General features: G+C 53.9%; 19 protein-coding genes. 5 read left to right on the top strand and 14 right to left on the bottom strand.

Annotated features, from left to right (window positions below; all coding sequences use genetic code 11):
• Positions 1-17: 17 nt before the first annotated feature.
• The 4 genes from F5984_RS00850 to F5984_RS00835 form a co-directional block, all read right to left on the bottom strand.
• Entirely contained in the window at positions 18-719 is a 702-nt protein-coding gene (locus tag F5984_RS00850; protein WP_152121932.1) for a YetF domain-containing protein, read from the bottom strand.
• Positions 716-2716: a malto-oligosyltrehalose trehalohydrolase gene (gene treZ, locus F5984_RS00845; RefSeq protein ID WP_152121930.1), complete on the bottom strand. Its 2001-nt coding sequence runs from the start codon at positions 2714-2716 to the stop codon at positions 716-718. Before treZ ends, F5984_RS00850 begins: the two co-directional genes overlap by 4 nt.
• A 130-nt stretch (positions 2717-2846) precedes the next feature.
• Positions 2847-4127: a family 1 glycosylhydrolase gene (locus tag F5984_RS00840; protein WP_152121928.1), complete on the bottom strand. Its 1281-nt coding sequence runs from the start codon at positions 4125-4127 to the stop codon at positions 2847-2849.
• A 78-nt stretch (positions 4128-4205) separates the two neighbouring features.
• Positions 4206-4685 (bottom strand): ferritin-like domain-containing protein, encoded by a 480-nt coding sequence (locus F5984_RS00835; protein WP_152123107.1) that lies wholly within the window; start codon positions 4683-4685, stop codon positions 4206-4208.
• A 410-nt stretch (positions 4686-5095) separates the two neighbouring features.
• On the opposite strand from F5984_RS00835, the gene F5984_RS00830 reads away from it, so the two are divergent.
• Positions 5096-6379, top strand: a complete 1284-nt coding sequence (locus F5984_RS00830; protein WP_152121926.1) for a cytochrome P450 — start codon at positions 5096-5098, stop codon at positions 6377-6379.
• A 6-nt stretch (positions 6380-6385) separates the two neighbouring features.
• Here the strand turns inward: F5984_RS00830 and F5984_RS00825 are convergent, their stop codons facing one another.
• The 7 genes from F5984_RS00825 to F5984_RS00795 all read right to left on the bottom strand — a co-directional run bounded on the left by F5984_RS00825 (position 6386) and on the right by F5984_RS00795 (position 11824).
• Positions 6386-7330, bottom strand: coding sequence for a HipA domain-containing protein (locus tag F5984_RS00825; protein WP_185155381.1), 945 nt, complete (start codon positions 7328-7330; stop codon positions 6386-6388).
• The gene (locus tag F5984_RS00820) at positions 7327-7659 is read right to left on the bottom strand and encodes a HipA N-terminal domain-containing protein (RefSeq protein WP_152121924.1); all 333 of its coding nucleotides are present in this window, start codon (positions 7657-7659) and stop codon (positions 7327-7329) included. The genes F5984_RS00825 and F5984_RS00820 overlap by 4 nt, the downstream gene beginning before the upstream one ends.
• Complete coding sequence (locus F5984_RS00815; protein WP_152121922.1) at positions 7659-7886, bottom strand: helix-turn-helix transcriptional regulator; 228 nt, start codon at positions 7884-7886, stop codon at positions 7659-7661. Before F5984_RS00815 ends, F5984_RS00820 begins: the two co-directional genes overlap by 1 nt.
• Positions 7887-8031: 145 nt before the next feature.
• A complete protein-coding gene (gene mnmE / locus F5984_RS00810) occupies positions 8032-9408 on the bottom strand; it encodes a tRNA uridine-5-carboxymethylaminomethyl(34) synthesis GTPase MnmE (RefSeq protein WP_152121920.1) in 1377 nt (458 codons plus the stop codon).
• A gap of 130 nt (positions 9409-9538) precedes the next feature.
• Positions 9539-10552 carry an oxygenase MpaB family protein gene (locus tag F5984_RS00805; RefSeq protein WP_152121918.1) on the bottom strand — a complete coding sequence of 338 codons (1014 nt, stop codon included), beginning with the start codon at positions 10550-10552 and terminating at the stop codon, positions 9539-9541.
• A 45-nt stretch (positions 10553-10597) separates the two neighbouring features.
• Positions 10598-11359: an MBL fold metallo-hydrolase gene (locus F5984_RS00800; RefSeq protein WP_152121916.1), complete on the bottom strand. Its 762-nt coding sequence runs from the start codon at positions 11357-11359 to the stop codon at positions 10598-10600.
• Between the two features lie 87 nt (positions 11360-11446).
• Entirely contained in the window at positions 11447-11824 is a 378-nt protein-coding gene (locus F5984_RS00795; RefSeq protein WP_152121914.1) for a response regulator, read from the bottom strand.
• A 282-nt stretch (positions 11825-12106) separates the two neighbouring features.
• On the opposite strand from F5984_RS00795, the gene F5984_RS00790 reads away from it, so the two are divergent.
• Positions 12107-12556 carry a WapI family immunity protein gene (locus F5984_RS00790; protein ID WP_019988018.1) on the top strand — a complete coding sequence of 150 codons (450 nt, stop codon included), beginning with the start codon at positions 12107-12109 and terminating at the stop codon, positions 12554-12556.
• A gap of 56 nt (positions 12557-12612) precedes the next feature.
• Here F5984_RS00790 and F5984_RS00785 read toward each other — a convergent pair whose 3' ends face one another.
• Both F5984_RS00785 and F5984_RS00780 read right to left on the bottom strand, forming a co-directional pair.
• Complete coding sequence (locus tag F5984_RS00785) at positions 12613-13137, bottom strand: DinB family protein (protein WP_152121912.1); 525 nt, start codon at positions 13135-13137, stop codon at positions 12613-12615.
• A gap of 381 nt (positions 13138-13518) precedes the next feature.
• Positions 13519-13839 (bottom strand): Hpt domain-containing protein, encoded by a 321-nt coding sequence (locus tag F5984_RS00780; RefSeq protein WP_152121910.1) that lies wholly within the window; start codon positions 13837-13839, stop codon positions 13519-13521.
• A gap of 88 nt (positions 13840-13927) precedes the next feature.
• Between F5984_RS00780 and F5984_RS26990 the strand changes: the two genes are divergently transcribed.
• From F5984_RS26990 to F5984_RS26885, 3 genes are all read left to right on the top strand, one after another.
• On the top strand, positions 13928-14008 hold the full coding sequence (locus F5984_RS26990; RefSeq protein ID WP_394367382.1) for a hypothetical protein: 81 nt from the start codon (positions 13928-13930) through the stop codon (positions 14006-14008).
• A gap of 548 nt (positions 14009-14556) precedes the next feature.
• The gene (locus F5984_RS00770) at positions 14557-15318 is read left to right on the top strand and encodes a hypothetical protein (protein ID WP_152121908.1); all 762 of its coding nucleotides are present in this window, start codon (positions 14557-14559) and stop codon (positions 15316-15318) included.
• 257 nt (positions 15319-15575) lie between these two features.
• Positions 15576-15707, top strand: a complete 132-nt coding sequence (locus F5984_RS26885) for a hypothetical protein (RefSeq protein WP_262884503.1) — start codon at positions 15576-15578, stop codon at positions 15705-15707.
• Between the two features lie 83 nt (positions 15708-15790).
• Here the strand turns inward: F5984_RS26885 and F5984_RS00765 are convergent, their stop codons facing one another.
• Positions 15791-19474: a PAS domain S-box protein gene (locus F5984_RS00765; RefSeq protein ID WP_246168749.1), complete on the bottom strand. Its 3684-nt coding sequence runs from the start codon at positions 19472-19474 to the stop codon at positions 15791-15793.
• Positions 19475-19700 lie beyond the last annotated feature (226 nt).

The raw sequence follows: 19700 nt of genomic DNA, 5'->3' as shown, positions 1-19700 counted from the left end.
TTTATAATATAGCTCGGCTATCGAATGGCCCCGGTCCAGTCAGTATCTCCGCATACTGGGCAGGCGTGGGTTGCCTGTTGTTGGGGCACAGTGTTTCCGCAATGATTACAGGCTGACACACCGGCTACAGGCTCCTGAATGCCGGTCAGGATGGCCTCTTTCAACGCATCGCTATGCAGCGGCAAGGTGGATAAACCGGGGAGGGGCTGGTCGGTTGGGTAGATACTAAACAGACCACAGGCCTCCATATACACCCGCTCTACCCCGCTCAGATTGTACACATTAGCCGCCCGCAATACTGCAAACAGCTGCTGCCGCGAAATTCGGCACTCGGCCATCTGATCCAGCTGCAGAATGCCGTTTTTCACCAGCACCGTTTCAACGCCCTGCGACACCTCTTCGAAGCTGCTATTTTTGAATCCTAGCCACGTAATCCCACGCTGAAACGCCAAAACAGCCGTCAAAGCGAGTACACCCATCAATACCCCCCGGTCAGGGAGCTGCATAGCCGGGGCAATCACGGCCCCGAGTGATAGCATCACGGCCAGTTCGGTTGGCGACACCTGCCCATTCATACGCTTGCCCAACAGCCGGGCAATCACCGAGAAAAACAGGACAATCAGCACCGACCGCAGCAAGACTTCGAGCATAAACTCCGCAGGAGCCTCGCCCAGCAAGATCCGTTGCCAGTCGGCAAGGTGAATCTCTTCCTTTTTCATGTCGGCATAAATAATGGGGATGGTATAGCCGGAGGCATCACCACGTGCAACCGCTCATGTCCCCGGCCGTACAGGACCAATGACTCGGGCCGCACGGGTATAGCCTCGCCCGACAGTACGCTCTCGGGCGAGGGGCTTGGGCCGGTTCGGGCCAGGCCCTGCCACTCCTCGGCTGAGGAATCGAACAGTTTTTGCCAGCGGTGCTCGCCATCGGGCAACGGGATCAAGCGGGTCTCCTTCGAGAAATTCATCAGGCAGAGCACGTGCGCATCCGTATGCCAGCGGTGCAACACCAGGGTCTGATTAGCCTCGTCGGGCAGGGCACGTAAATGCCGCCGACTCAAGTGATGCAAGGCCGGCAGTTGCTTCCGAATAGCAATGAGGCATTGATAATACCGGAGCAGGGTCTGGTGCGGCTCCTGCGTGGGCAGGCTCCACTGCAAGTTGCTCTGCCGAAATGTGCTCCGGCTTTGCGGGTCGGGCATCTGCCCCCCATCGTAAAAAGCCTCAAACTCTTTCTGCCGCCCTTCCCGCACGGCCCGGATGAGCGCCGGGTCAGAATGGTGCACGAAGTAGAAGAACGGATTAGTTTCGCCCCACTCCTCCCCCATAAACAGCATCGGAATAAACGGGCTCACCAGTACGGCCCCGGCCATGAGTTTGAGCATGTCGAAGCTAAATAACTGACTCGACCGCTCTCCGCCTTTGCGGTTGCCAACCTGATCGTGATTTTGCGAAAACACGATGAACTGATGCCCCGGGTTACGTTCGGCCCGGAGACCAAACCGCTTTTGCCGCACGGCCGAAAACTGCCCGTCGTAGGCGTAGGCGTCGATATACGATTTGGAGAGGTGGTAAATCTTCTGAAAGTCGGCGTAATAACCCGTTCGCTCCCCGCCCCCGGTCACGCGCAGGGCATGATGAAACTCATCGACCCATTGCGCATCCATTCCGTAGCCCTGTTCGGCCAACGGGCTAATCACGCGGGGATCATTGAGATCACTCTCCACAATCAGGTAATGCGTGCGGCCCGTGCTGGCCGTAAGCGCATCGACATGCTGCCGGAGTTCGCGCAGAATATGCACCGGGCCAAAGTCTTTGATCGCGTGCACGGCGTCGAGCCGCAGGGCATCGATATGAAAATCGCGCAGCCACATAAGCGCGTTTTCGATCACATACCGCCGGACGCCGTCGCTCCAGGCATCGTCGAAGTTGACGGCCTTACCCCAGGGCGTCTGGTACTGATCGGTGAGGTACGGACCAAAGTCATCAAGGTAGTTGCCCTCCGGCCCGAAATGGTTGTACACCACGTCGAGCACCACGGCCATACCCCGGTAATGGCAGGCATTGACCAAATGATGCAGGGCTTTGGCTCCCCCGTACGCATGGTGAGCCGCAAACCCCAGCACGCCATCGTAGCCCCAGTTACGTCTACCCGGAAACTCGGCAATCGGCATAATCTCAACCGCATTGACACCCAACGCTTTGAGGTAGTCGAGTTTTTGTTCGATACCCGCAAACGTGCCTTCGGGCGTAAACGTACCGGTATGAATTTCGTAGATCAGGTACGACGACAGGGGGGGATTGATCCAACAGGCGTCTTCCCAGTAAAACAAACCGGTATCCACCGCCTGCGAGGGGCCGTGCACGCCCTCGGGCTGCGCCAGCGAGGCTGGGTCGGGTCGGTACAGGGGCGGAGCGTCTTCGGGGCCATGTAGTACAAACCGGTACCGGTCGCCGGGTCGGAGCTGATCGGTTGTAAGGCACCAATACCCAAATTTTTCTTTATCGAGGGGCAGAGAGTCGGGGTTTCCCTCAATAGCCAAAGCGACCCAACTGGCACGAGGTGCCCACACCATAACCTGCGCCCGGCCGTCGGCTAAAAAGCTTACGCCAATCTGACGCCGGTCGGTTGTTTGACCGAATAGCCATTCGTCAGCGCGTTCTTCTTCCCACCGACCACCGCCCTCGGCAACAACCTCAAGTTGCTCGTTCATACGTGAATGCACACTGAATAATGCACAATGAACAATGGCTCATTCTGCTGATTATGGACTTGTTTATAACCCATTTGGCGCCGTACATTATCCATTCGATTTTGTCCTGGTACTTAGATCAGGTTCGGTTTCAAATCAGACTCTCAATTTCTTCGACCTGCCACCAGCCCAAACCGGCCGGGGTCAGTTGTTCGACCGGTGTCCCGTGGGCCAGCTGCTGCACCATACGGCTCAGGTCGGTGGGTTGCAGTTGGCCATCGGCCACATGAAAAACGCCCGGTTCATAACGGTTTTCGCAGCGGGTAAGCAGGCAATGCCAGTCGTAGAGGCCAAACAAGGCCCAGGCAGTTACGGCCCGCACATCGGCCCCCTGCCGGCGCGCCCACTCGGCCTGTTGCCAGCTTTCGGCCAGCCATCGCATCTGCTCATCGACGGTGCAGCCCAGGTGAGCCTCCGTTACGGCAATAGGGCATTGGTACCGCTCCCATGCCTGCATCAACAGATTGCCAAGGCCCAGACGTTGCTCAGGAGCACCCCGCACCACCTCGGTATCGCCGTAGCCGGTAGGCGAATTGCGGTCGGGAAACAGGTATCGTTCACTCGTAACGTAATGATTGACCCCAATGACCGAGGGCGGACAGGGGTTTTCGACGTGGAACCAGAGGTGACCTTCCGTTGCCCCCGATCGGCGGAGGTAATTCCACAAGGCATGATCGGGGGTGACGCGGCCGCACAGCAAGTCCCACGCCAGCCAGCGCCGTTCGTTCTCGAAATCAGCCTGATACCCAAACGCCGGAGACGCGTGCGTGTAGCCCAGATCGTCGGTTTGTACCAGTTGCGCATCGGGCCGTACCTGCCGAATTTCGCGCATGGCCCGCACCGTTGCCCGACACTGCCGCAGCAACAGATCGACAAACAGCCGATCCGACGTTCCGTGCGGGTACCAAAAGCCGTAAAGCCCCGAAAACCGGGCCGTTGTCAGCGGCTCATTGATCGGCGTGTACGCATCAATCCACGGATACCGCTCGGCCACCTGCCGGGCATACCGGGGCAGGTGTCGTTCAAACGCTGTTTGCTCAAAGGTAGCGTACCGGGGGCCGCAGCCATGATGCACCAGCCCTACAATGGGCCGAATACCGAGCTTACGCAAGTGGTGCAACCGTTGGTCGGCCCAGCGCCAGTCTGGTCCGTCGGGATGGTGAGGGGCGGTGCGTTCCCACAAAATGGGGTAGCGCAGCGTACGGAGACCCAGATCGGCCAGTTGCCCCAGATCGTCGAGTCGGTCGTGATGCCCGGTCCGGACAATCTGATCTCCATACTGGTCGCCTACTCGATTGACGGTGCATTCGAGGCCACCCCACAACGCCAGTGGCTGAGCGTCGGTAGCGAAGGTCGGTACGTGTGTGTGCATAGATGTGGTCTAAAAGAGACCGGTTTGTTTAGCGGGTGGCAGCAGTTGAGCTAGTCACCCGCTAAACAAACCGGATACTTATTTCTGGGCGGCCTTTTGGTTCACCCCACCCGTGGCAATCACGGTCAGTTTCTCATCAGTGGCTTTCTCTTCGTTGAGCGTCTGCTCCAGTAGTTCGGCCACCTGTTGTTGTCCGGCTTGCTGCGCCAACGTACGGGCCGTGCCGTAGCTGGCTATTTCGTAATGTTCCATTTTCTGAGCCGCCCCAATAATGGCAGCATCGGCCAGCTCACCCTCTTCGAGCTGATCGATCAGGTCTTGTGCTTCTTCGATCAGCCCCTGCATGGCCAGGCACACTTCGCCCTCGGGCTCAATACCCAATTGCTGGGCAATTTGCTCCAGCCGCTTCACCTGCTGCTCCGTTTCGCGCATGTGGGTGATAAACGCCTGCCGTAGCTTGGTGTTTTTTACCCGCTCGGCCAATTGGGGCATAGCTTCCAGTGCCTGCTGTTCGGCGGAGTACAGATCCTGAATGGTGTGCTCCATGAGTTCGTCCATTGTTGTCATAACGTTTTTCAATTTACGTAAGGTGAAAAAGTAAGTGCATCGAACGGTTGTTAAGCCGGCTCTGAAGCCCGCCCGTTCATACCAAACAACCGCCCGCCGATGTCCAATCACACACAACCCCAATGACCGAATGAGGAAACGGTCCGGCCTCTGCGCCGTTGAACCAGACCACCATCCCGACTACCACCAACCGGCCCCGGAATGCCCCATACTGACAACTAACTGACTAACAAATGGTTAAACATTGTTATATCTTTCCTATTACGTGGGACCGTTGGCTCAGCTAATATCTTTTTTAGTACCTATTCACTCTATAGATCAGTTAAATAAATAACCGCCGATTGCTACACAGCTTCGAGCGGCTTCTCTTTCCAAAACGACGCTCAGTTTCCATACAGCCCATGGCAACGATTCCCCGTGAAAAGAGCTTTGATAGTTCAATAGCTCTGCTCCGCGACGGCTTTCGGTTTATCCAAAAGCGCTGCCAACATCATCATTCCGATGTGTTCAGCACCCGTTTCGTGTTTCAACCCACCATTTGCCTGACGGGCGAAGATGGCGCACGCCTGTTTTACGACACCTCCCGGTTTATTCGGAAGGGCGCTGTTCCCGAACCGATTCAGCATACCCTACTGGGCGAACAGAGTGTAATGACACTCGACGACGAGCTGCACCGACAGCGTAAACAGTTGTTCATGGCGATTCTGGCCCCCGACAACTTCCGAGTGCTTCTGAAACACATGGCCGACGGCTGGCAAACGGCCACCAAACGCTGGGCCCGTACCAACGAGCCGGTGATTCTGATGGAGCAAACACAACAGTTGCTTTGTCGGGCCGTTTGCGACTGGGTTGGCATGCCGCTTCCCGACCGGGAGGTAGCTCACCGAAGCCGCGATATGGCCCGGATGGTCGATGCGTTTGGGGGCATAGGGCTCCGGCACCTGCGTGGGCGGTGGGCACGCTACCGCACCGAACGCTGGGCCCGGCATTTTATCGAGCAGGTCCGAAAAGGAAACCAACTGGTAGCTACTGGCTCGCCCGCGCACCGGATTGCCACCCATCGAGAACCGAATGAGCAGGGTAAAATGCGGCATCTGAGCGCCCAACTCGCCGGGGTTGAACTAATCAACCTGATTCGGCCAACGGTCGCTATCTCGTGGTACATCACGTTTGCCGCGCTGGCCCTGCACGAGCACCCGGCCTGGCGGCACCGGCTACAAACCGCTACGGATACAGAGTTGGGGTGGTTTGCCAACGAGGTACGCCGGTATTACCCGTTTGCGCCCATGACCGGAGCACGGGTACGGCAGGCGTTTGTCTGGCGCGGGTTCCGGTTCCCGAAAGAGACGCTGGTTTTGCTCGATCTATACGGCACTAACCACGACACCCGCCTTTGGGAAAACCCCGACCGGTTTTGGCCCGAGCGGTTTGCCGAGCACACCGCTAACTCGTTTAATTTCATTCCGCAGGGCGGGGGCGATTATCTGGGCGGGCATCGGTGCGCGGGTGAGGCCCTTACGCAGGAGGCCATCAAGCTGGCCCTGCGTTTTCTAACTCGTCAGATCACCTACGAGGTACCCGCGCAGAACCTCGGGTTCAGCCTTTCGCGGATGCCCACCCACCCCCGCAGTGGCTTCGTGATGACCAACATCCGACTTACATCAGCGGCACGGGAGGAGAGGTAAAACGGGTTAGTGGATAGTAAGTCCTAAACGACTGGCCCTATCCTGAATCAAGTCTTTGTAGGCTGTCTTCATCTGAGTACTTAAAAAGCTTTTGTCGACCCACTCAAGCCCTTCGGGTAGCTGTCGGTTGAATCGTGTAAACACGTTAACTCGTTGTCGTTCGGTAAGGCCAAGATAGTTGGCAAAGGTGTGCCAGTCGTTTAGTTGAAGGCGGCTTTTCCGCCCATTCATCGATAAGGCTAATTCTTCAGGGTCTGATGGCAAGAGCAGTTTTGTAGCTAATAGATCGTAGGCTGGAGTCAGTGCGATGAAGCCGTTTTTTTCCCAAAGTGAAAAATTCTTTAGGTGCATATCAGCATTCCCTGTCAGGAAACAAAACAAGGTCACTTCAAACAACGTCAATGCATCCAAACCTGCCTGTGTGCTATACTTTTTCACCAATCGCCCAACGAGTTCCATAGAGCCTTTGTATTTATCGGCAGTAACTTTTTCAGCCAGCTGACAACAATCCTCCATAGCGAACTTACGGCCTTTCTCATCGCGGTCGATACGCCGGGTCAGGTAAGCCAATTCTCCGGTCTGTAGCCGAATCAGCACATGCGGAACTATACCGATGCCAAAGTGAGTCGCTAAGTGCATGGTCAAGTCTTCGATTTCCGGCATTGCTGGATAAAGAGCATATGGAGGCTTGAGAATATACCGCCCCCAGAGCCCCACTAATGTCAGACGGTTGGCACCGTTCTGTCGTTGCAAATCAAGTGACAACTTGGGCTGCACACCCGTTACAGTTACATGCTGGCGTACAATTTCCTCCGCCAGTTCATGCATTTTATCCAGTGAATAAGGCAGAATAGGCGCCTGTACTGTACCGAAAAATTTCCGACTACACCTTTGGTGGAAATCGGTTTCATGGTCGCCTAGCAACTCATAGCAAGCTAAACAGCGTCTCATGCTTTACTATGAACAGGGACAATACTGACCGCTCCAATACAGTCCCGACAACAAGCCAACAGCAACCCAAAGCGGTCATTGGACCGTAACTTCCAGCTTTGTTCAGCAATATCAAGCAACCATCCTTCCGGAATTAGACCGTCGAAGAATGGAAATAACATCGTACCCTGATATGGGGTATTGCAAAGCGGCAATGTCAGGCTTACAGGCGTGGCATCGGGTCGAACCAGATAGTCAGGTTCATACATAAACTCGTAACCTTCATCGGTTTCTGTCAGGATCCCCGCCAATATGGGCGGATGAAATAGGTACACGTTAGCCTGTCTCATCACATTTTCTTCTCTGATTCAGGCAGAAACCGAGTTGGCACGGGGCCTACCTCATAATTAAATAAACTGAGTACCTGATTGACTTTATCGAGTCGTAAGCTGGTTTTGCCCTGCTCAAGATCACGAATGAAACGTAATCCAACGCCTGCTTTCTGAGACAAACCCTCTTGTGTTAGCTTAAAAACTTTTCGACGTTCCTTTACGAAATGGCTCAATGAAGTCTTCATAATATACCTTTTAGGGTATAGAAAAGCATAAACAACACTATAGTATACCCGTAAAGGTATAAATATTGTTATTTTACAGTTGTTATACCATTTATAGGCTAAATATAGAACTATAGACTCGCCCAAAACTGCCAACCCCAAACTGTTATTTGCCAATACAGAACCGGCCAAAAATAGAGTCGAGCAGGTCGTCGGTGGTGATTTCGCCGGTAAGCTCGCCGAGGTGGCGCAGGGCTACGCGCAGGTCCATAGCCAGCCAATCGGCGGTCACGCCCGCATCGAGGCCATTGATGGCGCGGGCAAGGGCTTCGTCGGTGGCAGTGAGGTGTTCGAGGTGCCGCGCATTGGTAATCAGGGCACCGTCGGTTTGCACGGCCGAATCGGTACGAACGCGCAGCGAAAGAGCCGCTTTTAGCTCGTCGATCCGCTGGTCGCGGGCCGAAATCCAGATGATTTTGCCCTTCCCGGCAATATCGTCGAGGGTTTGCCGGCCCGAATCGAGCGTCAGGTCGGCCTTGTTGCCTACCAGCAGGTAGGGTTTTCCGGCTTCCTCCAGTTCAGCGATAGTCCGGCGCAATTCACCGGGGGTAGTTTCGGCCCCGTCGAAAAGATACACCACCACCGAAGCCTTCTCCATCTGCTGCCGGGTACGCTCCACCCCAATAGCCTCAATGGTATCGGTAGTGTGGCGCAGACCCGCCGTATCAATCAGCCGGAACCGGATGCCATCGATAAACAGTTCGTCTTCGATCACATCGCGGGTAGTTCCCGGAATATCCGACACAATCGCTTTTTCTTCGTCCAGCAAGGCGTTGAGCAGGGTCGACTTGCCCGCGTTGGGCTTACCCACAATCACGGTAGGCACACCATTTTTCACGGCATTCCCCACCGAAAACGACTCGATCAAGGGGTGCAGTACCCGCCGGACATCAACCATCAGACTCCGTAGCTGATCGCGCCGGGCAAACTCAACATCCTCCTCGCCAAAATCCAGCTCCAGCTCCACCAGAGCCACAAAATCAATCAGTTGCTGACGTAAATCTTTTAGTTTTCGGGAAAAACCACCCCGCAACTGACTCAGGGCCGAGCGGTGACTCGCTTCCGAGTCGGCCGCAATCAGGTCGGCTACAGCTTCGGCCTGCACCAGATCAAATTGACCGTTCAGGAAAGCCCGCTGCGTAAATTCGCCGGGCCGCGCCAACCGCACGCCCTCGCGGGTGAGCCGGGTCAGAATCTGCCGGATAATGTAATCGGAACCATGACACGATATTTCGACTACGTCTTCTTTGGTAAACGATGTGGGCGCCCGAAACACCGTCACCAGCACCTCGTCGATAAGGGTCCCGTCGGGCTGCCGGAGCGTACCAAAATGCGCCGTGTGGCTCGGTTGTGTGCTCAGGTCTTTACCCTTAAAAATGCGATTGGTGATATCGATAGCCCCTTCGCCCGACACTCGGACCACGGCAATAGCACCAATACCGGGGGCCGTAGCCAGAGCCGCAATGGGTTCAAATTGTTGCATACACGTCTTCAGTCTTCAGTTTACCATTTACAGTTCTCAGAACCCTCTCCGGGCCTCGGGGTCCGTTGCAGGGACTCTATATGGCCCCCTCACGAGCGCCAACGAAAACTTGTAAACCGAAAACAGAAAACTACTTTGTTATCAGTTTTGGAAAAATGGGCAACCGATTCACCACGTTGATGAGTCCCTGCTCAAGCGGCACTGCCGGTAGGCCCAGCGCATCGGCGTGAGCATCGCCCAGGAAGAAACGCATCTGAGCGGTCGCCAGGTTCCGGGCTGCCGGGTTGCCACTAATGGTAACAATGGCTTCGAGCAGCGATTTGGTAAGACCCCGGCCCGCTTCGGACGAGGCAAACTGCCGACGAGCTATTTGCCCATCGAGGTGGAAAGCCTCGCGCATGTTCTGGGGTAACAGCTCATGCACTACCCCGTTGAAATGCCCTACTACGTTGATATGGTGCAGGTAATCTTCTTCTTCACGCTCGGTCATGGAGACGCCCATCTTGCGCAGTCCGCGCAGTACGATATACCCAAACGCCCCGATTGTACCCACCATATCTTCCTGACAGATAGGCGTTCCCCAGGCTTCGTTCCAACGGCCGGTATGTTTGGCAAACCAGCGCGAAGCCGCGTGAATCAGCCGTATTTTGAGGGTGTACAAAATAGCCGACGCCGTGCCCGCCGACGGTACCCAGTTTTTGGGGTTGTTCACGGCAAATACCCACTCGCCCGTTTCCTGCAGCCGACGGGCCGTATCGGTTTTGATCCGTTCGGTGAGCCAGAGCACCTGCACGCCATTGGCCCCCAGGTAGGTGTACGGCAACGACAGGGTGCCCAACGCCAACCCAATAGCCCCCTCATGTTTTTTGAAAAAGGCCATTCCCCGCTGCATACGAGCCGAATCGGCCCAGACGGGCATCGTGCTGTGATCGGCAAAAAACTGCTGTACTACGGGTAGTTGATCGGTAGGGGCCAGTTGGCCGGTATTGCCTAACCAACGCATCAGTTGGCTCACCCCTTCGCGACCGCCCTGCGCTACCACTTCAGCCACAACAGCATCGGCCGGGGGATCACCCATTTGTCGGTACTGTTCGAGCCATTCGGACGTAAAAGCGCGGGTAGGTTTTATGCGGGCGGTTGTCATACCCGGTAAACAGGCTGTGTAATGAAAGGGTTTGGAAGGCCCCAACTACATCTTTATCTGCAACCCATCATACCCCAGCCGGATGTAGGGCGGCAGCTCTTTCTCCACCTCGCGGTGCAGGCCCATTTGGTGGCTGATGTGTGTCAGATAGGTTCGCTCGGGGCGCACACGCTCAACAAGGTCAATGGCTTGCTGAAGCGTAAAATGCGACAGATGCGGCTCTCGCCGGAGAGCGTCGAGTACCAGCACACGGGTGCCGCGCACTTTGTCGAGCTCATCGTCGGTAATGCCGTTCAGGTCGGTCAGATACGTGAAATCCCCGATTCTGAACCCATACACCGGTAGCTTATGGTGCCATACCTCAATCGGAATAATCCGAATACCGGCCGCTTCGAAAGGTTCGTTGGTGATTTCGTGGGTTTGTACGCGCGGCACGCCGGGATACTTGAAGTCGGCAAAAACGTAGGCAAACTCGCGCCGAAGCTGATCGAGCACCTGTTCGCGGGCATACACCGGAATTTCTTCGCCCTGCCGAAAGTTAAACGCCCGCACCTCATCCATACCGGCCGTATGATCTTTGTGTTCGTGGGTAAACAGGACGGCATCAAGTTGGGTCAGGCCCAGCCGGAGAACCTGCTGCCGGAGATCGGGGCCGGTGTCAATCAACAGGCTTTTCCCCTCCACCGCAATATGGGCCGACGTGCGCAGGCGCTTGTCGCGGAAATCAAGCGACCGACATACGGCACACGTACAACCAATCATCGGCACACCCGACGATGTGCCCGTTCCGAGGAGAGTGACGAGCATAATGAGTGATTGAGTGATTGAGTGAATGAGTGATTGGTTTCTACAGTAGCGAACATCGCTCAATCACTCATTCACTCAATCACTCAATTATTTATCCGTTAGCTGATTCACTACCTCAACCAGCCGATCAAAGTTGAGGGGCTTCACGAGTACATCGTTGAAACCAGCCGTTTTGAATTCTTCTTCGGTGTAGTTTTTGGCGTTGCCGGTAATGGCTACAATGGGCACCTCGGCTTTGGTTTTGTCGGACAATGCCCGCACCTGACGCACGCACTCCATCCCATCCATCACGGGCATGTTGATGTCGAGCAGCAGGATGTTAAAGTCTTCTTTGGCCAGAATCTGTAGCACCTGCTCGCCATTTTTGACCGAGGTGATGTCGTAATTCTGGAACTCTAAAATTTTACGAGCTAAGTTTTGAATGACAGAACTGTCTTCGGCAATCAGAACGCGCTTGGCTGACATGGGGAAACCGGAGTTGGCAATTGATTCGGTGTGAAATTACGGATAAATCGCTTAACCTAAAAAATTACGGGCGTTTAGCGGTATCCGTTACACGCGCTGCAAGCGGGCAAAATTTAATGTGACAACTACAGAAAATCAGGAAGTTATTCCGTATATTTACTATTCCAGTCAACAGATTTTAATCTGCACTATCTTCTGAAGCGCGGTGGGGCTCCGAGCAGGCGGCCCTTATCTTATCGTATTGCCCTGCTCACTCATCTTGTAACCTACCTCTCTTTCCGTATGAAACCTATGACACTCACCGGCCCCACGGGCTCATTTGAACTGGCTGTATTAGACTACGAATACAGCGATTCGCCCCGGTTTCTGGAGCGCAACGGCTTGCTGGTACACATCCGAACCCGGCACCAGAACCACGAATGGTCGCAGGCGGTACCTGTGCTCTCGACCTGGGAGCTCGAACTCCTCCGCGACTGGATGTCGTCGGTAGCGGCCCATCAGCACCAATCCCGCCGGATTACGTTTGTGGAGCCCGAAATCAGTTTCAGCGACTTTTCGGGCGGTACCGATGGATACGACTTACGGCTCAAGCTCTCGCACGAGGCCCAGCCCGGCTGGCAGCCCACCGATCAGCAAGCGTTTTATCTGACGCTTTCGCCCGACTCTACGCAACTTCAGGAAGCCATTGTTACGCTCGATGAGCAGTTGCAACAGTTTCCGGTACGCGATTAATCACTGACTAGTTCGTGGCCTGGTGCCGCACGGATAAGAACCCGTGCGGCACCAGGCTATTTTTGTACACCCGGCACATACCGCTCCTGAACCACCCGGGCGTGGTGTATTGGGTGGCCAACCAGCACAAACCCCAACGCCAGAACCGAGATAGTCTGGTTGAAACAGATGCCCGTACGCTGTAACATCTCGGCATCGAAACTCCGAAATAATGCCCGTGTCGACTGCCGTTGCAGCGCGTATTCGTCGTACAGATCGGTCAGCGACCGGCGCGACGCCTGGGCGTACTGCGCAAAATCGTCTTCTTCAAAGCCCGGCAACCGGGTTTGATCGTTGCGGGCAAACCGCAAGGCTCGGTACGCCATAATCCTCTCGGTATCAATCAGGTGCTGAACAATATCTTTGACCGTCCATTTGCCGGGTGCGTACCGGTAATCGCCCAGGCTTTCGAGCGTTTGGGCAGGCAATAGCGTTTCGAGCCGGGCACCAGCCGCCAACGCATCGATCAGCTCCCCATCAGGTGCCAGATTAATGTACCGGTCGAAGAACCCCGGCATCGGATTAATGTGGGTTTTGGTCATAACCTTACTGAATTAAAGTCAAATAGATAATGAATAGTGTTCAATACTGGACATTAGACGTTAGACTTACTACCATTCTGTAGAGAGGTCTAACGTCCAACTGTATTGAGTGATTAGATTGTTCTCCTTTTGGCTGTCCTGTACAACCACTGCCAGCAACATCCGTTGTGGGGTCTTCGACCACTGGCAGGGAGTGAGCAACCCAAACCCTGCCAGTAGTCGAAGACCCCACAACGGATGTTGCTGGCAGTGGTTCCTTGCGAGAACAACCTTATCACCCAATACATCTAATGTCTAATGTCCAGTACAAAGGAGTAATGCAATGCCGTGTACAGCGTCTGGTTTTTTACGCATTATACATTACACATTGTGCATTATGTTTCACCCCTTACGCGTCAGCAAAAACTCCTCAAATGCTCTGGTCAGCGCCTGAAGTTCTTCGGCTAAGTGGCTGGTGTCGCTTAGTTTGAGCTTACCCTCGGCCTCGCGGGCAATGTGAGCCACCCGCGACACGCCAATGGTACCCGCGCTGCCTTTGAGCGTGTGCAGGTGACTCTTCACCGTGGGAATATCGCCGAGTGCAAAGGCATCGTTGGCCCCGTTGACCAGCTCAGTAGCCTCGGTCACAAACTCGCCCATAATCTCATCCACCAGTTCCTGACCACCCAGATCGCGCAACTGCGACACAATCTCCTCATTCATCACGGGCGGCAGCGGGGCCTGTATCTGGGCAGACGATCCATATGACAATGCTTACGCTGAGTCACTATGGGGCCGTCTAAAAGCTGAATTGCTCAAAGACGGAGTATTTTTGAGTGCTGAAGATGTCCGAACCGAAGTGTTAGCCTACATTGAAGGTTACTACAATTAGGTACGTAGGCAGCCCGGTCGTCGCTGGACTACAAAAGCCCTGAACACTATGAGCAACAGTATTATACAAATAAAAAGGAGCCGTTTAATAGATTGGCAATCAAAGTATACATATTTTTTAACAAAACTATAAAAATGTTTTACATTTAAGAAGATCTAACCTCCTTGAACTCTGGAGAGAGAGCGTTAGATGCCATTCTTCACACAAATATTCTATCCACTAACGCAAATCATTTACACAAAAATTGCGAGAGCCTTCTTAGTAGGGCTAGCTTTAGTTATGGGTATAACTACAAGTTTTGGGAAAGCAAACGAATGTACAGGAACAGGACATTTTGATGATGGTACGCTTGCGGGTGTAGCAATAATCAAGTGGGTCGTCGAAGATACAGACTGCTGCGCACGGACATCAGGATTAGCATTAGTAACCTACGCTTACTATATAAACGGGGTGTATTCATCTACAGTATCGTACTACGTTACTATTGCTGAAGTCCAGTATGCTGCTGGCTGTAATTCATCCATTAATCCAAGCTAAACTGACTTATCATGAAAAAGTACATAATAATTAGCTGTGTTGCCCTCACATTATCAAGCTGTGGGATTACTGAGCAAGAAAACGTTTCAAGTGATAGGTTTTCTTCAGGGATAACATCGAACAAACCACTCGTAGCTGATGCGATTCCTTTAAATCTTCCGGGAGTCAACCCTTCTAATTCTAAGCTCTCTGCTGCTCAAATGAAGGTTGCTGCTTTGGAGAATGAAGCGTTACAAGAGCACTTGTCAGAAATTGCAACAATACCCATTCCTCTTGAGAATAGTCAGCCAGCTATATCTGTAGAGGAAGCCCATAAGCGGTACACTGCCTTTTTGGATCAACATAAAGGTGATAAGGTCATTCCTTTGTTTCAACAGCGCTATGCACGGGTAATGCTAAATCAGTATAACCTGTTGAATCAAACAGATTATGATTTAATCTATTACTATGTTGACCAGCTACGAATGTCTAAAACATTAGATTTCAGTACCCTTGCTAAAGGGTTATCTAAACTCAATGGTCACATTGACCAGACGCGCCTTGAACAAGAAACGCGCCTTGTACTACATGATGCAGAACAACGACTTGTATCAAATCAAAAAGCAATAGCAGCGATTAAAAATAGTCTTCAAAATAAGAAAGAAATAAGTGTGAATGGGGACTTTAAAAAGGACTTTATAGTGGGAATTATGGAGCATGAAATTTCTCGCCTGGAAAATTCAACATTACCGGAGGACATTTCTAAGCTGAAACAGATACTGACTAAGCTGTAAGTTTCCATAAACTGATTATGCCAAGGCGGGCTAGTTTCGTAAGAGCTAGCCCGCCTTGAATTTATGATGAAAAGAAGGGGCTAGCCCTTTGCTTAACTCTCGCCTTTTAGAAGAAGCCCGCAGGGGTTTCGGTATGTAGACTTGGGTCGCCAAACGAAAACCTGACTAATCAAAACTTTTTGCTTAACCATCTAAAGGAAAAAGTTGACTTTGACATCAATTATGAAAGTTAGTGGAATAATCTAGCTACCAAAACCATGCAACGAACGCTACCTTCCATTCTCCTGCTCCTCTTTACCTTCACCACCCAGCAGCCCACCGCGCCACCGGCTACCCTCGCAGCCGACTCGGTAGCCCTGTTCACCATCGAATGTGATAGTTGGTCATGACCTTACAAAAGAGTAACGCACAATATGCCGTGTACAGCGTCTGGTTTTTTACGCATTATACATTACACATTGTGCATTATGTTTCACCCCTTACGCGTCAGCAAAAACTCCTCAAATGCTCTGGTCAGCGCCTGAAGTTCTTCGGCCAGGTGGCTGGTGTCGCTTAGTTTGAGTTTACCCTCGGCCTCGCGGGCAATGTGAGCCACTCGCGACACGCCAATAGTGCCCGCACTGCCTTTGAGCGTGTGCAGGTGACTCTTCACCGTCGGAATATCGCCGAGCGCAAAGGCATCGTTGGCCCCGTTGACCAACTCGGTAGCCTCGGTCACAAACTCACCCATAATCTCATCCACCAGTTCCTGACCACCCAGATCGCGCAGCTGCGACACAATCTCCTCATCAATCACGGGCGGCAGCGGGGCCTGTATCTGGGCCGTTTGCTGGGCAATCTGCTGTTGCCGGAGTTGCAGCTGCTGAGTCTCGCGCTTGGTACTGGCGGCATCCACCAGCTCTTTCACCTTCGCAATCAGGCTCTGCGCCCGAATCGGTTTGGCAATGTAGTCGTCGAGCCCCTGACTGAGGAACCGCTCCCGGTCTTCGCGCATGGAGTAGGCCGTCATGGCCACAATAGGCGGCAGGTCGTTGCCAAACAGCTCGTGCAGGTGGCGAGTCGTTTCTACGCCGTCCATATCGGGCATCTGGATGTCCATAAAAATGACATCGAAAGGCGGTAACGGCAACGCAGCGGTATCTGACAACCCGTCGGCTCCTTCTCCCGGTTGCGTTCGCCTTCCCTTCACAATGTCAATGGCCTCGGGCCCGCTGGCAGCCGTCGTAACCAGGCACCCCGCCTTCCGCAAAATCTCACTGGCCACCTTCCGGTTGGTGGTGTTATCATCGACAAGCAACACCTGCGGATGCGTGGTTTTAAAGAAATCGATAAGCGTAACCTCCGTATTTTCGGTAGTCTGCTGGGTGGGGCTGATGGCCGTCTCTTTCAGTTCGATCACGAACCAGAACGTACTCCCCTTCCCTACCGTCGACTCTACGCCCACTTCACCTTTCATCAGCAGGGCCAACTCTTTAGAAATGGCAAGCCCTAAACCCGTGCCGCCAAACGACTTGCGCGACGACTCGTCGACCTGACTGAAGGAGTTGAACAGCAACTTGATGTTTTCGGGCGAAATCCCGATACCCGAGTCGCGCACATCCACCCGAATCCGGTTGAACTTCCCTTTTTTGCCCACCAGCGAAGCCGTTACGGTCACTTCGCCGTTTTCGGTAAACTTGATGGCGTTGGAGGTCAGGTTCGACAGAATCTGCAACAGACGCGTCTGATCGGCAATCACGAACGTCGGCAGGTCGTCGGCCAGGCGGTAGGTGAGCTGGTTATTTTTCGAGGCCGCCTGCTGCCCAAACAAGGCAATCAGTTTATCGAACACCTCCCGCAGGGCAATAGGCGCTTCGTGCAGCACCATTTTACCGGCTTCAATCTTCGAGAGGTCCAGAATATCGTTCAGAATATTCAGCAACGTTTCGCTCGACCGCTTGATGGTCCGCACGTAGTCGCGCTGTTCCACGTCGAGGGGCGTATCGTTGAGTAGGTCAATCATCCCGATTACCCCGTTCATGGGCGTTCGGATTTCGTGGCTCATGTTGGCCAGAAAACGCTCTTTCACCTTCAGCGATCGTTCGGCTTCTTCTTTGGCCTTCACCAGTTCGGCGGCCTGCCGTTTCAGTTCGGTAATATCGCGGGCCAGTACGGCCACTACTGAATGATGCCCGGCATCGTCTTTCAGCAGAAGCATGTTGAACATAAACTGCCGCTCGGTGCCGTCTTTCCGCCGGAGGGTCACCTCAAAGTTGCGGAGGCTCCGGTTACGCACCAGCCGCAACATGGCCTTGTGGATAATACTCTTATCGACAAAGTACTGGGTTACGTCCTGCCCGAGTACCTCTTCGGGTGTGTAGCCCATGCGCTTGTACACCGACGGGCTGATCATGGTAATGTGTCCGTTCCGGTCCACGCGGCAGTAAATATCCTGGAGGTTTTCGAAAATCCCCCGGAACTTCTCTTCGCTCTGCTGGGTCGCAATTTCGGCCCGCTTACGGTTGGTAATGTCGCGCGCAATGCCCGACACCTCCTCAATTACTCCACCCGACAACAGAATTGGGTTGAGCTGGAAATCGAGCCAGGTTTCGGCCGTGCCGGTTCCCTCCCCGCCAATCCGCATTTCAAACGTTTGGGGTACCCCCCGAAACGCCTGCCGGTACTTCTCTTCCAGGGCCCGGCGGTTTTCGGTTCCAATCATCCGCCAGCCCAAATTGGGCGCACTGCCCAGCATGGTTGGGCGCTCACCCACGTTGCGTTCGATGAGGCTGGTATAATTCTTGTTAAAGGAGGTCAGCTGCAAACTTTTGTTGACCGACCAGATCAGGTACGTACTGCTTTCAACAATTGCGTTGAGCCGGGCCGTCTGTTTGTTCAGAGCGGCTTCGTCCTGTTTACGGGCAATGGCCAACGCCACCTGCCCCGAAATAAACTCCAGCAATTCCAGATCGCGGGGGCCGTAGGTCCGCTCGTCGGTGTACGATTTCACTCCGATAATACCCGTCACCTGCTCACCCACCCGCAGCGGAGCCGTGAGCATCACCTTCGGCTGAAGCTGCCCGTACAGGTCAAGCTGGTGCTGGTCAGCCATTTGCCGAATATCCTTCTCGTACAAAAACAGGGCCTTATTGGCCCGAATAGCGTACTCGGTGAGGCCGTTGCCCAACCGGCGCTTGGTAAACCGGAGGTGCCCGCCAAAGTACTCATCCACATAGTACGGGAAGTAGAGGTAACGTTTCGAGCCATCGTAGAGGGCAATAAAGAAGTTACGGGCATCGATAATATTGCCCAGTTCCTCGTGAATCTTGCCGTACAGGTCGTCGAGGTCGCGGGTATTGATGGTCCAGTTGGCAATGCTGTAGTACAGCTTCTGGGCTTTTTCGGCCCGAATTTTGCTCGTTGTATCGTGCAGGATACAACGGAAGGCCGTCGGCCGGCCGTTGTCGTAGCGACAGTTGACGCTGCCCGACACAAAGATGGTTTTGCCGGCCTTGCTGCGGAAAACCGTTTCGAAGTAAGGCAGTTTCTCTCCGTCCTGTATCCGCCCAAGCCGTTGCATCGTCACATCGGCGTAATCGGGATGCAGTACATCGTGAAGGGTGAGCGAGGCCACCTCGTCGGAGCCGAATCCCAGCACCTCACGCCAGGCGCGGTTCACAAACATGAACTTGCCGTCCAGCGTGACGAGCTGAATCAGATCGGAGGTGTTATCGACCAGATCCTGTAGCTGCGCGTTTGAAAACGACAGTGCCGACGCGACGCGTTTTTTTGTGGTGATGTCTTCGCCAATAATGGTAAATGAAGCCAGTTCACCGGCCCTGTGATTGACGATAAACGAGTTTAAGAGTACGTTCCTGACGGCCCCACTACGGGCCAGCAGGTCGATTTCTCGCTGTTCTACGAAGCCCCCGCGCCGGAGGGCCTCCTCGAATTCTCCTTCGAGTTTGGCGCGGTCGGCGGGTGGCACAAACACATCAAAAAAATTACGACCGATGATGTCGTCGGGTTGCCATGCCGTTACGCGATAGGTGTACGGATTGGCGTAGCTAAGCGTCCCGTCTTTGTCGACGGTCAGTCCAATCAAATTGAGCTGATCGACCGTCTGACGAACGTCGAACGTAGCGGGCTGCGTGGCAAGGGCGGTTTGAGTTGGCAATGTTGATGAGGGCGTGTTCACAACGAATGCTGTTGGCTGTTTGATACCTGACTGTATGGCGGCTGTGTAGCACACACCAGTATACCGTTTGGTATCCATGAATCATCTAAACTACAAAAAAAGACGGCTTATGCGATACTTCCCCCCCGGCTTAACGTCTTATTATCTGACTGCACGACAGTTAGGGCCTCCTGCGAGTAGCTCTGGTGTATGTTTGCAGACTCTA

The sequence above is a fragment of the Rudanella paleaurantiibacter genome, from assembly GCF_009184635.1.
GTDB classification, from domain to species: Bacteria; Bacteroidota; Bacteroidia; order Cytophagales; family Spirosomataceae; genus Rudanella; species Rudanella paleaurantiibacter.
Note: the sequence above shows the minus strand (reverse complement) of the source record. Positions and strands in the feature narration are given on the sequence as shown.

Excerpts from the sequence above, each read along its gene's own strand:
- F5984_RS00850 (WP_152121932.1), bottom strand. The coding sequence starts at position 719 with ATGAAAAAGGAAGAGATTCACCTTGCCGACTGGCAACGGATCTTGCTG.
- treZ (WP_152121930.1), bottom strand. The coding sequence starts at position 2,716 with ATGAACGAGCAACTTGAGGTTGTTGCCGAGGGCGGTGGTCGGTGGGAA.
- F5984_RS00840 (WP_152121928.1), bottom strand. The coding sequence starts at position 4,127 with ATGCACACACACGTACCGACCTTCGCTACCGACGCTCAGCCACTGGCG.
- F5984_RS00835 (WP_152123107.1), bottom strand. The coding sequence starts at position 4,685 with ATGGACGAACTCATGGAGCACACCATTCAGGATCTGTACTCCGCCGAA.
- F5984_RS00830 (WP_152121926.1), top strand. The coding sequence starts at position 5,096 with ATGGCAACGATTCCCCGTGAAAAGAGCTTTGATAGTTCAATAGCTCTG.
- F5984_RS00825 (WP_185155381.1), bottom strand. The coding sequence starts at position 7,330 with ATGAGACGCTGTTTAGCTTGCTATGAGTTGCTAGGCGACCATGAAACC.
- F5984_RS00820 (WP_152121924.1), bottom strand. The coding sequence starts at position 7,659 with ATGAGACAGGCTAACGTGTACCTATTTCATCCGCCCATATTGGCGGGG.
- F5984_RS00815 (WP_152121922.1), bottom strand. The coding sequence starts at position 7,886 with ATGAAGACTTCATTGAGCCATTTCGTAAAGGAACGTCGAAAAGTTTTT.
- mnmE (WP_152121920.1), bottom strand. The coding sequence starts at position 9,408 with ATGCAACAATTTGAACCCATTGCGGCTCTGGCTACGGCCCCCGGTATT.
- F5984_RS00805 (WP_152121918.1), bottom strand. The coding sequence starts at position 10,552 with ATGACAACCGCCCGCATAAAACCTACCCGCGCTTTTACGTCCGAATGG.
- F5984_RS00800 (WP_152121916.1), bottom strand. The coding sequence starts at position 11,359 with ATGCTCGTCACTCTCCTCGGAACGGGCACATCGTCGGGTGTGCCGATG.
- F5984_RS00795 (WP_152121914.1), bottom strand. The coding sequence starts at position 11,824 with ATGTCAGCCAAGCGCGTTCTGATTGCCGAAGACAGTTCTGTCATTCAA.
- F5984_RS00790 (WP_019988018.1), top strand. The coding sequence starts at position 12,107 with ATGAAACCTATGACACTCACCGGCCCCACGGGCTCATTTGAACTGGCT.
- F5984_RS00785 (WP_152121912.1), bottom strand. The coding sequence starts at position 13,137 with ATGACCAAAACCCACATTAATCCGATGCCGGGGTTCTTCGACCGGTAC.
- F5984_RS00780 (WP_152121910.1), bottom strand. The coding sequence starts at position 13,839 with ATGAATGAGGAGATTGTGTCGCAGTTGCGCGATCTGGGTGGTCAGGAA.
- F5984_RS00770 (WP_152121908.1), top strand. The coding sequence starts at position 14,557 with ATGAAAAAGTACATAATAATTAGCTGTGTTGCCCTCACATTATCAAGC.
- F5984_RS26885 (WP_262884503.1), top strand. The coding sequence starts at position 15,576 with ATGCAACGAACGCTACCTTCCATTCTCCTGCTCCTCTTTACCTTCACC.